At 69.3% G+C, this 15,312-nt stretch carries 11 protein-coding genes; 4 read left to right on the top strand and 7 right to left on the bottom strand.

What is annotated here, in order from left to right; all coding sequences use genetic code 11:
* The first annotated feature begins 17 nt into the window (after window positions 1–17).
* Window positions 18–602: a hypothetical protein gene (locus tag A5481_RS00320; RefSeq protein ID WP_064503700.1), complete on the top strand. Its 585-nt coding sequence runs from the start codon at window positions 18–20 to the stop codon at window positions 600–602.
* A gap of 291 nt (window positions 603–893) precedes the next feature.
* Here the strand turns inward: A5481_RS00320 and A5481_RS00325 are convergent, their stop codons facing one another.
* Window positions 894–4,085, bottom strand: a complete 3,192-nt coding sequence (locus tag A5481_RS00325; RefSeq protein WP_048437293.1) for an efflux RND transporter permease subunit — start codon at window positions 4,083–4,085, stop codon at window positions 894–896.
* A 517-nt stretch (window positions 4,086–4,602) separates the two neighbouring features.
* Window positions 4,603–5,847: an efflux RND transporter periplasmic adaptor subunit gene (locus tag A5481_RS00330; protein ID WP_064503701.1), complete on the bottom strand. Its 1,245-nt coding sequence runs from the start codon at window positions 5,845–5,847 to the stop codon at window positions 4,603–4,605.
* A gap of 88 nt (window positions 5,848–5,935) precedes the next feature.
* Between A5481_RS00330 and A5481_RS00335 the strand changes: the two genes are divergently transcribed.
* On the top strand, window positions 5,936–6,550 hold the full coding sequence (locus A5481_RS00335; RefSeq protein ID WP_064503702.1) for a TetR/AcrR family transcriptional regulator: 615 nt from the start codon (window positions 5,936–5,938) through the stop codon (window positions 6,548–6,550).
* A gap of 503 nt (window positions 6,551–7,053) precedes the next feature.
* Here the strand turns inward: A5481_RS00335 and A5481_RS00340 are convergent.
* On the bottom strand, window positions 7,054–7,668 hold the full coding sequence (locus A5481_RS00340; RefSeq protein WP_156655600.1) for a hypothetical protein: 615 nt from the start codon (window positions 7,666–7,668) through the stop codon (window positions 7,054–7,056).
* 1,053 nt (window positions 7,669–8,721) lie between these two features.
* Between A5481_RS00340 and A5481_RS00345 the strand changes: the two genes are divergently transcribed.
* Window positions 8,722–10,878, top strand: coding sequence for a methyl-accepting chemotaxis protein (locus A5481_RS00345; protein ID WP_064503704.1), 2,157 nt, complete (start codon window positions 8,722–8,724; stop codon window positions 10,876–10,878).
* A gap of 17 nt (window positions 10,879–10,895) precedes the next feature.
* Here the strand turns inward: A5481_RS00345 and A5481_RS00350 are convergent, their stop codons facing one another.
* Both A5481_RS00350 and A5481_RS00355 read right to left on the bottom strand, forming a co-directional pair.
* Entirely contained in the window at window positions 10,896–11,777 is an 882-nt protein-coding gene (locus tag A5481_RS00350) for an intradiol ring-cleavage dioxygenase (RefSeq protein WP_064503705.1), read from the bottom strand.
* 38 nt (window positions 11,778–11,815) lie between these two features.
* Complete coding sequence (locus A5481_RS00355; RefSeq protein ID WP_064503709.1) at window positions 11,816–12,877, bottom strand: alpha/beta hydrolase; 1,062 nt, start codon at window positions 12,875–12,877, stop codon at window positions 11,816–11,818.
* Window positions 12,878–13,010: 133 nt separating this feature from the next.
* Here A5481_RS00355 and A5481_RS33175 point away from each other — a divergent pair, with 133 nt between their 5' ends.
* Entirely contained in the window at window positions 13,011–13,187 is a 177-nt protein-coding gene (locus tag A5481_RS33175) for a hypothetical protein (protein WP_156312274.1), read from the top strand.
* Between the two features lie 138 nt (window positions 13,188–13,325).
* Here the strand turns inward: A5481_RS33175 and A5481_RS00360 are convergent, their stop codons facing one another.
* Together A5481_RS00360 and A5481_RS00365 are read right to left on the bottom strand one after the other, a co-directional pair.
* Complete coding sequence (locus A5481_RS00360) at window positions 13,326–13,916, bottom strand: YcbK family protein (protein WP_082984876.1); 591 nt, start codon at window positions 13,914–13,916, stop codon at window positions 13,326–13,328.
* On the bottom strand, window positions 13,913–14,956 hold the full coding sequence (locus A5481_RS00365) for a type IV secretory system conjugative DNA transfer family protein (protein WP_064503707.1): 1,044 nt from the start codon (window positions 14,954–14,956) through the stop codon (window positions 13,913–13,915). The genes A5481_RS00360 and A5481_RS00365 overlap by 4 nt, the downstream gene beginning before the upstream one ends.
* Window positions 14,957–15,312 lie beyond the last annotated feature (356 nt).

Consider the following 15,312-nt stretch of genomic DNA (forward strand, 5'->3'; position numbering starts at 1 on the left):
CGCACGGAGACCCATCGATGACCAGCCGCACCACCGAGATCACGCTTGAGCGCATCGCCCTGATCCGGCGGCTGGTCGTGGCCTGGGATCCGGTGGGGCAAGGTGCCCCGGTGATCCACCCGGACGCCCCCTACGGCAGCCTCGACCGCGACGGCGACATCGCCAACGTCACCGGCGACGACGAGGGCGCGGCCGAGGAGCACCGGGCGGTGGGCGAGGCGCTGGTCGCCTTCCTGCGCCACGCCGAACTCAAGCCCGGCCGCTACAGCTACCACAACCCGCTGACCAAGCTCGACCTGTCCCACGTCTCCGACGTGTTTCGCGACGAGAGCGCCGGGACGTCCCCCGAGCAGATCGTGTTCGAGGTCGGCCCCGAGCACATCGCCCTGATCCGCCACCTCGCCATGGGCTGGGACGCGGCGCGGGGCGTGCCGGCGGTCGATGCGGGCGCGCCTTACGGCCCGGGCGGCCTGGACGAGGCGATGACCCGGGCGCTCGGCGGTCCGCGCGAGGACCTGGCCCACCTGCACCGGTCGATGCAGCCGGCCCTGCAGATCTTCCTGCGCAGCGCCGACATCGCGCCGGGGGATTTCGCGGTCTGACGAGAACTCCACTCACCCCGCTTCGTCAATAAAGCGCGGGATCCCCTCTCCAGGCGATGCCGGGCTTGCCCGGTATCGCTGCGAGGTGTGGGAGAGGGGCAGGGGTGAGGGTGACACGCTTCCGTGTAAAGCTATGACCGTCGTGCTGGCAGTGTGACGACCTGAGCTTTACTCGGAACCGTAGCACCCTCACCCCTAACCCCTCTCCCACACGGGAGAGGGGATCCCGCGCTCAATTCTGAAACATAAGCGCAAAATAGGGCGTGTGGCAGCAACACCGAGCCGGCCGCCTCACGCCACCTCGACCACGTGCCCCTCCGCCACCGCCCCATGCCCGCCATGCTGCTTGAGCGGCCGGTTGCCGGTCAGCCGGCGCAGCAGCACGTAGAAGACCGGGGTCAGGAACAGCCCGAACGCCGTCACCCCGATCATGCCCGAGAACACCGCGACACCCATGGCGCGGCGCATCTCCGAGCCGGCCCCGGTGGCGGTGACCAGCGGCAGTACGCCCATGATGAAGGCCATCGAGGTCATCAGGATCGGGCGCAGGCGAAGGCGGCTCGCCTCGATCGCCGCCTGGATCGGATTGCGGCCGGAGAATTCCAATTCACGGGCGAATTCGACGATCAGGATCGCGTTCTTGGCCGAGAGCCCGACGAGCACGATCAGGCCGATCTGCGTGAAGACGTTGTTGTCGCCCGCCGACAGCCACACGCCGGTCATCGCCGCGAGCAGCCCCATCGGCACGATCAGGAGGATCGCCAGCGGTAGCGCGAGGCTCTCGTACTGCGCCGCCAGCACCAGGAAGACCAGGAGCAGCGCCAGCGGAAAGACCCACACCCCCGAATTGCCGGCGATGAACTCCTGGTAGGTGAGGTCGGTCCATTCGAACGAGAAGCCCCGCGGCAGGGTCTCGGCGGCGATCCGCGCGGCGGCCGCCTGCGCCTGGCCGGAGGAGAAGCCGGGGGCGGCGCCCGCGTTGATGTCGGCGGTGAGGAAGCCGTTGTAGCGCATCGCCCGCTCGGGGCCGGAGGTCTGGCGCACCCGCAGGAGCGTCGAGAGCGGCACCATCTCGCCGGAGCCCGCCCGCACCTTGAGCAGGCCCACATCGTCGGAGCGGGCGCGGAACGGCGCGTCGGCCTGGACCCGGACCGAGTAGGTGCGGCCGAACTTGTTGAAGTCGTTGACGTAGAGCGATCCGAGATAGATCTGCAGCGTGTCGAACACGTCGGTGACCGGGATCTTGAGCTGGCGCGCCTTGGTGCGGTCGATATCGGCGAAGAGCTGCGGCACGTTCATCTGGAAGCTCGAGAACAGGCCGGCGAGCTCCGGCGCCTTCGCGGCCCTGGCGAGGAAGGCCTTGGTCGCCTCGTTCAGCGCCTCGTAGCCGAGGCCGGCCCGGTCCTCGATCTGGAGCTTGAACCCGCCGATGGTGCCCAGACCGTTGACCGGCGGCGGCGGGAACATCGCGATGAAGGCCTCGGGGATGCCGGCGTATTTCCTGTTCAGGGACATCGCGATCGACGCGCCGTCGAGCCCCGGGCCCTTGCGCTCCTCGAAGGGCTTCAGGGTCGAGAACACGATTCCGGAATTCGACGAGTTGGTGAAGCCGTTGATCGAGAGCCCCGGAAAGGCGACCGCGCTCTCGACGCCGGGTTCCTTCAGGGCGATCTCGCTCATGCGGCGGATCACCTCCTCGGTCCGGTCGAGCGTCGCGCCGTCGGGCAATTGCGCGAAGCCGACGAGGTACTGCTTGTCCTGGCCCGGCACGAAGCCGCCGGGGATCTGGCGGAACAGCAGCGCCGTCACCCCGACGAGGACGAGGTAGACCGCCATCATCGCGCCTTTTCGCGAGATGACCCCGCCGACGCCGCGGCCGTAGCCGTCCGAGGCGCGCCCGAAGGCGCGGTTGAAGCGGCGGAAGAACCAGCCGAGCAGGGTGTCGAGCACCCGGGTCAGCCGGTCCTTCGGCGCGTGGTGGCCCTTGAGCAGCAGGGCCGAGAGGGCGGGGGACAGGGTCAGCGAGTTGATCGCCGAGATCACGGTCGAGATCGCGATGGTCAGCGCGAACTGCTTATAGAACTGGCCCGTCAGCCCGCTGATGAAGGCGAGCGGCACGAAGACGGCCACCAGCACCAGCGCGATCGCGATGATGGGACCTGAGACCTCGCGCATCGCCTGGTAGCTGGCGTCGCGCGGCGACAGGCCGGCCTCGATGTTGCGCTCGACGTTCTCCACCACCACGATCGCGTCGTCGACGACGATGCCGATGGCGAGCACGAGGCCGAACAGGCTGAGCGCGTTGATCGAGAAGCCGAAGGCGTGCATCACCGCGAAGGTGCCGACGATCGAGACCGGCACGGCGAGCAGCGGGATGATCGAGGCCCGCCAGGTCTGCAGGAACAGGATCACCACCAGCACGACGAGGGCCACCGCCTCGAGCAGGGTGTGGATCACCGCCTCGATCGAGGCGCGCACGAACTGGGTGGGATCGTAGACGATTTCGTAATCGACCCCCTCGGGCATATTCTTCTTGATCTCCGCCATGGTGCGGCGGACCGCATCGGAGATCTGGATCGCGTTCGAGCCGGGCGATTGCGAGATGGGAAGCGCCACCGCCGCCTTGTTGTCGAGGAGCGAGCGCAGCGCGTAATCGGCGGCGCCGAGCTCGATCCGGGCAATGTCGCGCAACCGCGTGATCTCGCCGTTCTCGCCGGTCTTGACCACGATGTCGCCGAACTGCTCCTCGCTGGTGAGCCGCCCTTCCGCGTTGAGCGAGAGCTGCAGGTCGAGGCCTGGCAAAGCCGGCGAGGCGCCGATGATGCCGGCGGCGGCCTCGACGTTCTGGGCCTGGATCTCGCGCACCACGTCGCCGGCCGACAGGCCGTGCTCGGCGACCCGTTGCGGGTCGAGCCAGATCCGCATCGCGTAGTCGCCCGAGCCGAAGAGCTGAACTTGGCCGACGCCGTCGAGGCGGGCCAGCCGATCCTTGATGTTGAGCACCGCGTAGTTGCGCAGGTACGTCATGTCGTACCGGCCGTTCGGCGAGACGAGGTGGACCACCATCGTCAGGTCGGGCGAGGACTTCACCGTGACGATGCCGAGCTGGCGCACGATCGCCGGCAGCCGCGGCTCGGCCTGCGAGACCCGGTTCTGGACCAGCTGCTGCGCCTTGTCGGGATCGGTGCCGAGCCGGAACGTCACGGTCAGCGTCATGATGCCGTCCGTCGTCGCCTGGCTCGACATGTAGAGCATGCCCTCGACGCCGTTGATCTGCTCCTCGATCGGCGTCGCCACGGTCTCGGCGATGACCTTCGGGTTGGCGCCCGGGAAGGTCGCCCGCACCACGACGGAGGGCGGCACGACGTCCGGATACTCGGAGATCGGCATCGCGAGCAGCGACAAGAGCCCGCCGATGAAGATGAGCACCGAGAGCACGCCCGCGAAGATCGGGCGGTCGATGAAGAACTTGGAGAGGTTCATGCCGCCCTCCGGGGGCGCGAGGGATCCTGAAGGCGGTCGCCGCCTCGAATGTCAGGATAAGAAAATGGCGCGGGATCCCCTCTCCCGAGTGGGAGAGGGGTAGGGGCGATCGAAGATCGCGCGAGGGTGATACGGTTCAGGATCGAGCACTGATCGGGATGCCGGGACCGGAACAATCCGAGGTTATCTCGGCAGCGTGGCACCCTCACGCGGGATCTTCGATCCCCCGGCCCCTCTCCCACACGGGAGAGGGGAACTGAGCTTTGTTTGGAAAACGGAGCCGGATTCGGAACGGACTATGGTGCGCTCCGCAGACCTGAAACCCGCTATGTCATCCCGGGGCCGCGCAGCGGAACCCGGGATCCATGACCGCTGACGATCCCGGATGAGGCAGGACGCTGATCGCCGTATTCTCCAGCGCCAGCGGTCATGGATCCCGGGTTCTCGTCAAGGCTCGCTCCAGGATGACGGGGAGAGATGCCGGCCGATGGCCCGAAAGGCATCCGCCCACTTCCCCTCACCGCTGCGCGAGCTTCCCCGGCTCCTGCATCGGCCGCGCCCCCATCGTCACCGGCGAGGGGCTGACGAGGCTGCCCGGGCGCACCCGCTGCAAGCCGTTGACGACGATCCGCTCGGACCCCGACAGGCCGGAGGTGACGATCCGCAGGCCCTCGACCGACCGGCCGAGGGTCACGGCCCGGAACTCCGCCCGGTTGTCGGCCCCGACCACCAGCACGAAGCGCTTGTCCTGGTCGTTGCCGACCGCCCGCTCGTCGACGAGGAGCAGCCGCTCGGGGACCGCCTGGCCGAGGCGCAGGCGGGCGAACTGGCCCGGGATCAGGTGCCCGTCGGCATTGGCGAAGGTGGCGCGCACCCGCACCGTGCCGCTGCGGGGATCGACCTTGTTGTCGATGAACTGGAGGTGCCCCTTCGCCTGCTCGCCGTCGGCGGTCGTCATCTCGACCGGGATGCGGTCGAGCCGGCCGCGCCGGCCCGACGCCTCGGCGATGCCGGCGAGCGCCCTCAGGACCACCGCCTCGTCGGCGTCGAAGCTCGCGTAGATCGGGTCGACCGAGACGAGGGTCGTCAGCACCGCGGCCCCGGCCCCGGTCGCCACGAGGTTGCCCGGCGTGATCTCCCGCCGCCCGACCCGTCCGCCCACCGCCGCCCGCACCTGCGTGTAGTCGAGGTTGAGGCGGGCCGCCGCCAGGGTCGCCGTCGCGGCGTCGAGATTGGCCTTCGCCTCCTTGAAGGCGTTCGCCCGCACGTCGAGGTCGCGCGCCGTGACGATGCGCTGGTCGGACAGGCGCTGGCCGCGCTCGTAGTCGCTCGCGGTGAGCGCCAGGCGCGCCTCGGCGCCCGCCACCTGGGCGTCCAGGCGCCGGACCTCGGCGGCGTAGGGCGCGGGGTCGATCGTCACCAGCAGGTCGCCGGCCTTGACGAGCGCTCCTTCCGAAAAATGCGTCGCCTGGACCGCGCCGCCGACCCGGGCGCGCACGTCGATCCGCTCGACCGCCTCGAGACGGCCCGAGACCTCGTCGTAGAGCACCACGTCGCGGGGCTCGACCGTCGCGACCGGGACCGGGATCGCGGGCTCGGCGGGGGGCGTGGCGGCGACGGCCTGACCCGGGGACAAGCGCGGCAGCGGCAGGTAAGCAGTGGAGGCGCCCGCCGCCAGCGCGACGGCGAGGCCGGCCGCGGCGAAGCGGGGGAGGCGGGACGGGACGATAGCGGGATCGGGATTCACGACCGGCTCCGACATCTGTAAGGTGCGTTACACATGTCGGCATGGACGCCGGCCGTCAAGAGACTTATCTACCACTCGATACAAAAATTGGAGCCGGCGGACAATGACGATGGGGCGGCCCCGGGCCTTCTGCACGGAGAAGGCCCTCGACGAGGCGATGGAGGTGTTCTGGCGCCACGGCTACGACGGGGCGACCCTGGCGATGCTGACCAAGGCGATGGGCATCAAGCCGCCGAGCCTCTACGCCGCCTTCGGCAGCAAGGAGGGCCTGCTGAAGGCCGCCCTCGACCGCTACGCCGAGCGCCGCTCGGAGCACATGCGCTACGTGCTCGACGGGCCGACCGCGCGCGACGTGGCCGAGCGCTTCCTGTCGAGCATCGCCGAGAGCCACACCGACCCGGCGAACCCGCCCGGCTGCCTGCTGGTCCAGGGTGGCCTCGCCTGCGGCGCCGGCTCCGAGAACATCCCGTTCGAGCTCGCCGCCCGCCGCGCGCAAGGCGAGGCCGAGTTGCGCGCGCGCTTCGAGCGGGCAAAGGCGGAGCGCGACCTGCCCGGGGACGCCGACCCGGCGGCGCTCGCCCGCTTTCTGTCGACGGTGGCCTCGGGGATGGGCGTGCTAGCCTCGTCCGGCGCCGACCGGGAGGCGCTGCGGGAGGTGGCGCGGGTGTCGCTGGGGGCGTTCCCCCCCGGGCGCGGGGCCGGGGGCGCACCGGCGTGAGGAGGCGGTGCCGCGGGTCCGCGCCGGCTCGCCCGCATGCCCCGGTGCCTTCCCCGCCGTGGCGCCCGGGACCGTTGCTCGGTTCCGCCGGAGAGACCGCTCCGACGGCGTGCAGAATTGTCTGGCCGGAATACGATCGCTATTCCGAATACGACGAGTTGTATTTCTTCAATGTCCTGACGGACAGGTAGCCTCGATTTGCATTGAGCACGGCAAATATCTTATAAGACGCCTCCTCGTGTTCGAAGGCGAGTGTGACCGGCCATTTTGTGGGAATGCGACCATTGAATTTGTAATTTTTTTTATCTGAGAAATCTCATCGATGATGGCATCGAGCAGCAATCCGACCGAAACTTTCAATTCCCTCAGCTGGGTCTGAAGGCCATACGACACGGAAAATTTCCTTATTTTAATGGAATTCGTCGCGCCGGTTTTGACGTACGATTTGTCGAATAAACCCCCGGTTCGAAAATGGTCCACATCCGTTTCTTCGACGGTCTGTTTCAGCTTCCCGCGCCGCGCCGCGCCGTCGAGGGATCGGACTCCTCCGCCGCCGGGGCGCTGGACGAGGCCGGTTCGGGCAAAAGCCGGTGTTCGGTGATCGCCGTGCGGGCACCCTCCGCCTCCTCGGCAGCCGCCTCGGGCGCGAAGCCGATGACTTCCAGATCGAACAGGACCGTCTTGATCGAATCCGGATGCGACGTATTGAATTCGTCGATCGCGCGCAGGACGGACTTGAATAATAAATATGATATATCTTTCAATGATCGTTGTGTTTTGGGAACGATCTTGAGCGTTCGCTTGCCTTCGGCATCGACGACGATTTCGAGGTTTCCCGGATAAGGGACGGTCGTGACGACGAAGTTCGGATTGCCGATGAAGGCGTGCGATTGGCTGCCAGCGTCGAGAATCTGGACACGCTCGAAGACCGGCTTGCCGCCAAATTTCTCGTGCGCCAAGGCAACCGGCAGCACGATCGCGTCGAAATGCGCGTTCTTCACCCCATCGTCATGGCGCGAAACGACATGGATCGATCCGGTTTTGCGGAGAGCATCCGTCCACCCGTGCAACACCGCGTCGCGGCTGTCTGCAATCGTGATCCTCGTCCGGTTTGTCATGACGCGAACCTATACGCTCATGTGATCTTTGACATGGACATTCAGAATTTTCGATAAATTTTCGTTGCAAATAAGTATCGAAACAATCGAAATATCGACAATAAACATGGACTCATCAGAAAACACTGATGCGTCTACTTCTCCTGAGGAAGCAGTGTAGGGTCCTTCCTTGATGTATGATTTGTAGGCCACCCTGGCGTAATGTGAAACATCGTCCATGGTGGTTGAAAAATACTTGCCCTCCGATCCGTACGGCGCAGCGTGAAAGCGTCCGTGCTTCTCAATATCATTTAACTCGGGCTCCTTAATAGCTCAAAAAATCTCGACGGCCGGCACGTGACGCTCTCTCGGAATGCGACCCAGGATGACGTCACGTACCTAGAGGAAGATATCGACGATTTTCAAGTTATCAATGTCTGGCGCGGTACGACCGAGGCGGAGACCAAATCGGTCCGGGGCCATGCCTCGGTTGCCGATGTCGCTCGCGACCGACCGGTTCCGGTTGTGCGCCGGCGCACGCCGCGTCTTCATGGCCATGTATTGAAACGGCCTGGCGCCGATCCGCTGCGATCTTGATTGCAACATATGATATGTCGCGTGATGGCATCAATATATCGATCTGCTGGTATATTCCCGATACGGAGTCCCGGCCGATCGACGAGGCCGGGCGGTCACCTTGACGATTGCAAATCGTATCGAACGATGATCACCGATCGAGTGTGGCCGGACGTCGCGCGCCCGGTCGCCGTCTCGCGGCCCGGCCGCGCGCCGCCGCTGGTGCCGCCCCGCCCCCCGCGTACCGGCGATGCCGGGTCCTCCGTGCATGACGCAGTCTCTCCGCGCCGGATGGCCGATTGTCGTGCGCGCGATCGGGGTTCGCCGGGGCCCGCAATGAGACTTTTCGGGTAACGGGCGCCGGCTGACGCAGTGGTGACCGGAATCGGATCTTTTCACGGAAAATTATCCGGATCCCGGCAGTGTGGCGGCAACGGAAGCCCTGTCCCGATCTCCATGCCTTGAGCGGCCGCCGCCCATCGCGAGCTGGATTACCTCATGCTGTCCCTATCGAAGCTGGCCGTCAGGCTGCCCGCCACCATCGTCGGACTGGCCCTCGTCAGCGCCACCGTGATGGGCGGCCTGAGCTGGCATTCCGCGAGGAGCAGCCTCGTGTCCTCGGTCCAGGATACGCTGCGGCTCGCCGCGACCGCGACCGGTCAGGGCATCGCCCTCGTCGCCGATCGGGCGCAGGCCGATTTCGTCGCCGCGGCCGGGCACCCGCAGGTGGCCTCGAACTTCACCGACCTGATCGAGACCCTCGACCCGGGCAAGCCCGACTATGCCGGGATCCTCGCGGCCTTCCGCGCGCCGGCCGGTCTCGAGGCGCGGCTCGCTTTCGACGGCGCCACGACCAACACGATGTACGGCCGCCGGCACGGCAAGGTGCAGGAGGTCGCCCGCAAGCTCCTGAGCCATCCCGGCTACGCCGACCTCATGTTCCTCGATCCGAACGGCCGGATCGTCTACACGGCGACCAAGGGCGACGACTTCGCCGCCGCGGTGACCGACGGCCCCTTGCGCGACACCGGCCTCGCGCGGCTGTTCGAGCAGATGAAGGGCGCCGGGTCCGACGCGGTCTCGTTCGCCGACTTCGCCGCCTACCCGGTCGGCGGGGAGCCCGCGGCCTTCATCGGCAAGCCGATGAACCGGCGCGCCAACGTCGCCATGGGCACCGCGCAGGCGGTCGAGCGCGCCGGCTACATCGTGATGCGCCTCGCGCCCTCCCTGTTCGACCAGGCCCTGTCGCAGCGCGCCGGCCTCGGCGAGACCGGCGAGACCCTCGCGGTCGGCCCCGACGGGCGCCTGCGGGCCAAGCCGCCCCTGACGCAGGGCGCCGCGGCCGGCGCGGCCGCGAGCGATCTCGGCATCACCCCGGACCTGGTCGCCGCGCAGGCCCCGTTCAGCTACGAGACGCCCTCGGGCCGCCGCATCGCGGTGAGCGCCGTCGCGCCGGTGCTCGGCACCCGCTGGACGATGGTCGCGGAGCAGTCCGAGGCCGAGGCGCTCCGGGCGGTGGACGCCCTGTCGCGGATGCTCGTGCTGATCGGCCTCGGCGTGCTCGTCGGCACCGCGCTCCTCGGCCTCATGATGTCGCGGGCGATCGTGCGTCCGCTCGCGGCGCTGACCGGGGCGCTGAAGGCGCTCGCCGCCCGCCAGGCGCTCGACGAGGTGCCGGGCTTCCGGCGCCGCGACGAGATCGGCGACATCGCCCGGGCGGTGGTGGCGATCCGCGACGTCTCCCTCGAGGAGGCGGCCCGGCAGCTGCAGACCACCGAGGCGGCGCGCCTGCGCGAGGAGCAGGACCGGCGCACCCTGCTGCGCGCTCTCGCCGACCGGTTCGAGGTCTCCGTCGGCGGCATCGTGGCCCGGGTCTCGGGCGCGGCCGAGGGGCTGACCGGGGCCTCCGACGCCGTGACCCACGCCGTCGAGGGGACCGCCTCGCGCTCGGTCAGCGTCGCGGCGGTCGCCCGGCAGACCAGCGGCAATGTCGGCGCCGTCGCGGCGGCCGCCGAGGAGCTCGGCGCGACCGTGGCCGAGATCGGCCGTCAGGTCGTGCAGGCCGCGGGCCTGTCGGCCGAGGCGGTGGCGCAGGCGCGCGACGCCGGCGGCACGATGGCGGAGCTCTCGACCGCCGCCGCCCGCATCGGCGACGTCGTCGGCCTCGTGTCGCAGATCGCCGCGCAGACCAACCTGCTCGCGCTCAACGCCACCATCGAGGCGGCCCGCGCCGGGGCGGCGGGCCGCGGCTTCGCGGTCGTCGCCGCCGAGGTCAAGGAGCTGGCGGGACAGACGGCCCGAGCCACCGACGAGATCGGCCGCCACGTCGCGGCGATCCAGTCGACCAGCCAGGGGGCCGGGGAGGCGATCGCCGGCGTGACCGCGCAGATCGAGACGATGAGCCAGGTCGCGACCGGCATCGCCTCGGCGATCGAGGAGCAGGGCGCGATGACCCAGGAGATCGTGCGCCAGATGGCCGAGGCGATGGACGGCACCGCGGCGATGACGGGCGACATCGCCGAGGTCGCCGAGGCGGCCGGGTCGGCGGGCCGCGCGGCATCCGAGGTGGCGCAGGCCTCCGGCGACCTGTCGGACCAGTGCGCCCACCTGCGCCGGGAAGTCGACGGCTTCCTCGCCAGCGTCCGGGCCGCCTGAGAGTTGCGGCTGCGGCCTCAGCCCGCCGCCCGCGCGGGGGCGGGCTCGAGGCCGAAATCGTAGGCGAGGTGGCGGTAGGGCCGGTCCATCGCCCGCCCGTCCGGCGCCGTGCCGGCCGGGTGCGCGACGAAGTCGGCGACGAGCGAGGTCTTCACCCCGAACACCGCGTCGGAGTCGAGCCAGGGGCTGTCGGCCGAGAAGACGTGGGTGATCAGGGTCTCGTGCCCCTCCGCCGCGACCATGAAGTGGACATGGGCCGGGCGGTTCGGGTGGCGGCCGGTGGCCTTGAGCATCGCGCCGACCGGCCCGTCGTCGGGGATCGGATACCAGGCCGGCATGATCGTCCAGAAGTGGAAGCGGCCCTCGGCGTCGGTGCGGAACCGCGCCCGGCCGGCGAGGCCGCCGAGCGCGTCGAGCTGCTGCACGTCGTAAGCGCCGTCCTCGTCGGCGTGCCAGACGTCGACGGTGGCGCCCGCGAGCGGCGCGCCGCCGGCCGACACGACCGAGCCGGTGACGAGGAGCGGCGTGCCCTCGAGCGGGCCGGCGATGTCCGACCCGCTCGGCCGCTCGGGCGCGTCCGCGACGTAGAACGGTCCCAGCACCGTGGTCTCGGTCGCGCCCTCGCGCAGGCGGTGGGCGAGGGCGTCGACCAGCATCGAGACGCCGAGCGTGTCCGAGAGCAGGATGAATTCCTGCCGGTGCCGGTCGCAGGCCTGCCCGGTGCGGGTCAGGAAGGCGATTCCCGCCTGCCACTCCTCGAAGCTCAGGTCGACGTCGCGCACGAAGTCGTGCAGGTGGCGCACCAGGCTCGTCAGGATCGCCTTCAGGCGCGGGTCGGGCGTGTCGGCGAGGCGCTCGACCACCGCCCGGGTGATGGTGTGCTCGTCGAAGTCGCGCATCGGTGAACCCTCCTCCCTCGCCCGCCCCGCGGCCCGGCCTATCGCTGGAGATGCCTGTCGAAGAACCCGGCGATCTCCTCGAACACCTTGCGGGTCTCCGGCGCGGTGTCGTCGCGAATGTAGTGGGCGTGCGACTGGCCCTCGCCGACCTGGAGGAAGGCCTCGACGCCGGCATCCCGCAGCTTGCGGTGCACCCGCACGGTATTCGACAGCAGCAGGTCGCGGGTGCCGGTGGTCAGGATCGTCGGCGGGAAGCCGTGCATGTCGCCGTAGACCGGCGACAGCATCGGGTCCTTCAGGTCGTGCCCGGCGGCGTAGACCTTCGCCCCGTCGTCGCAGAAGCCGTCGGGCGAGACCAGCACGTTGTCGAGCATCGCGTTGGTGACGAAGCTGTCGCCGACCTTGGTGGTGTCCGACATCGGCGTGCCGGGGGCGATCGCGGCCGGCAGCGGCAGCCCCTCCTGCTTGGCCCGCAGCACCATCGCGAGGGTGAGCGCCCCGCCCGCCGAGGTGCCGAAGATCGCCGTCTTCCTCGGATCGGTCGTCGTCACGACGGCCTTCCACACCGTCATGGCGTCGTCGTGGGCGGCCGGATAGGTCGCCTCCGGCGGCATCCGGTAATCGACCGAGACGACCTTGAACCGGCCGAAGCCGGCCATGAAGATCGCTTCCGGCAGGCCGGCCTCGCCGGGATTGAGCACGTAGCAGCCGCCATGGACGTGCACGAGCAGCCGGTCGCGGTTCTCGGGCGGGAGGGTCTCCGGCGTCAGGACGAAGGCCCGCACGCCGTCGATCGTGGTGCGCTCGACCTTGACCTTCAGGCGCTCGAGCATCCCGGGCACCTGCTTGGCAAGCGCCGCCGCGCCGGCCTCGGCGATCGGCTTCCACGCCTCGCCGGTCTTCGGGTGGATGTCCCAGTTGGAGCGCAGCGGCGCGCCGACGATCCTGGCCATCTGCGGGCTGATGTCGGCCGGCACGGGCACGCTCTTGGCCGGCACCTGCAGCGGCGGGGCGCCTTGCGCGGCGGCCGCCGTGACGAGCGCGGTCGCCGCGACGGCGCCCGCCAGGGCGGCGCCGAGCCGGCGCGACAGGGATTGCATCTGCATGTCGTCCTCCCGAGGGACCGCCCGCGCCGTCTCGTGCGGCGCTGCGCGGTCGGAGGAGAGTAGGGCGCGCGGGCGCGTCCGCCCACCGCCGCAACCGGCTCCGCACAGAGGGCAGGGAGGACAGGCTGTGGCAGAGATCTCCCGCAAGGGGGCGACCATCACCTTGGCGATCGATCGAAACTCTTCATTCGGTGGTTTCGTCGCCTCCCGCCTCGACGAGCTTCATGCGGCATTTCTCGATCAGCAAGCGTCCGAGATCCGGATCAACCCCGAGGACGAGAAGGATCCTGGGAACCCGGGGTGATCGCGTCACTCCTCGAGTTGCCCGTGGCCCGGTTCCTCGCGCAGCGATGCCAGATAAGGGGCGACCAGAGCCCGTTCTTCGTCGGACGGGTCGGCGGAGCGATCAGCGCTCATGTCCTGCGACGCCCACGCGACGCCGTCATTTCCTGACACGCTCGCCCGCCGCGGGACGTCCGATCCAGGTACGGCGCTGCCAGACGTCGAGATGCGTGAAGCTGTCGTAGAGGCCGATCCCGCCCTCGGAGAAGAACGATGCGGCGAGAGCCACGGCGCGGGGCGGGTAACCGCGCACCTGGACGTCGGCGGCGTAGCCGTACAGGTGCATCGAGTTGCGCGCGGCGTTCTCCAAGGCGGCGTTGTGCCCGGGCGTGCGGTAGCCGCTCGTCACCATCAGGGGGAGGGCTCCCCCATGCACCGCCGACATGCTGGCCTGCACGCCCGCCAGGAGATCGAACAGGGCCGGCTCCATCCAGACCGCCCTGCCGTCGTCGCGGATGTCGCGCATGAACCAGGACAGGAGCAGGATCTGCGTGCGGTCCTGGCCGGCCTCGGTGCGGAAGCGGCAACGCAGCTCCGAGCCGTCCGGCCGCTTGAGCCAGAGTCGGTCGCGGCCCGTCGGCGCGTCGTGCAAGGACTCGGCGGCGCCCGCCACCGCCCGGTCGAGTGCAGCCAAGGAGCCAGTTGCAAGGCCGGCTCCGCCGAGGAGGGCGCGGCGGGTGAGGCCGCTCACCGGAAGGCGGCCGGCCGGGCGGACCGGAACTTCGGGCTCACCACCAGGCTGACGATCCGCTCGCCGACGAAGGCCCGCTCGCCGCCGGCCGCGATCCGGACCGGGTGGGACCTTCGGGCGACCACCGGCAGGCTCACCGCGCCGCTGCGGGCGAGATCGTGGTAGCGGCCCATGCCGGTAAAATCGCGGTCGAGACGGTTGAGGTTCGCCACGAAGCTCGCCCGCGCCTCGGCGATGCCGACCGCGAGGCCCGCCTCGAGCGCCACGCTCCAGACGCCGTCCTCGGTGGAGTCCTCCGGCCGCACCTCCGCCGCCGGCCCGTGTGGGGCGGAGGGCACGCCGGTGTTGTAGAGGTAGTCGCGCCAGTCCGGCGGCCGCAGCGCGAGGCGGGCCGGCCGGACGATCTCGAAGGCGCCGAGCGTGAGATACAGCGTGCGGTCGGAGACGCGCTCGGCGAGCCGGTCGAGCTCCGTGATCACCGGCGGCACCAGGGTGCGGTCGATCATCAGCGGCCCGAAATCGTACCGCCGGTCGAGCTCGGCCCCGTAGGCGCCGTCGAGCTCGGCGTTGAGGCGCGCCGTCTCCTCCGCGAAGCCCTGCCGGATCCCGACGCCGCGGGCGGCCTGGGCCAGGACCTGCTGGCGGATGTCGCCGTTCTTCGACAGGAGACCGCCGTAGCGGCCGAAGACCGGAGAGCCCGGATCCTGCAGCAACTCGTAGCTCGTGGCGGGGTTGGGCGTCGGCAGCGTCGCGCTCCCGGCATTGCCCCCGCCGCCCGGCGCACCGCCGTTGCCCGGCCCGCCCCCGGCACCCCCGCTCCCCCCACCGCCGCCGAGCAGCCCCGGCATCTGTGTGGCGCCGGCGCGGCTCGCGATGTTGGGGTTGTTCTGACCCTGGGTGAGCGCGGTGAGGCCCGGGTTCTGGGTCTGGTAGGGCGGGTAGTAGCCGCCGTAGCCGTAGGGTGCCCCGTACGGGGAGAGGGGCGCACCGGGAACGCCCGGAACCTGGGTGGCCGCGACGATCGGGTTGAGCTGGGCCATGACCGGGCTGCCCGTGAGCGTGGCAAGACACCCGGCGACAAGCGCCGCACTCACAAGCCGCGGCGGCCCATTTCTTCCTTGAGGAAGGTTCGCGTACTTTCCGGCGAACCGGGCCGTGTTCCCGTAAGGGAGCACCCTTGCAGACATGCGGTACAGGAAAGAACGAGAAGCAGCCATAACGACTTCATGTCCGGTCGTCCGCCAACAGGGGGTGTGTCATCGTCGTTCGCCTGCCGCATGTCAATCGATATACGGAGCCGACGCAGGGTTCATTCGCATGTGTTGCAGCTCTGGCACATGAATGGCGCCCCGGCGGTTGTCGGACGAGGGTTTTCCGGCAAAAAATCGTGATGACT

Source organism: Methylobacterium platani, from assembly GCF_001653715.1.
Lineage (GTDB): Bacteria > Pseudomonadota > Alphaproteobacteria > Rhizobiales > Beijerinckiaceae > Methylobacterium > Methylobacterium platani.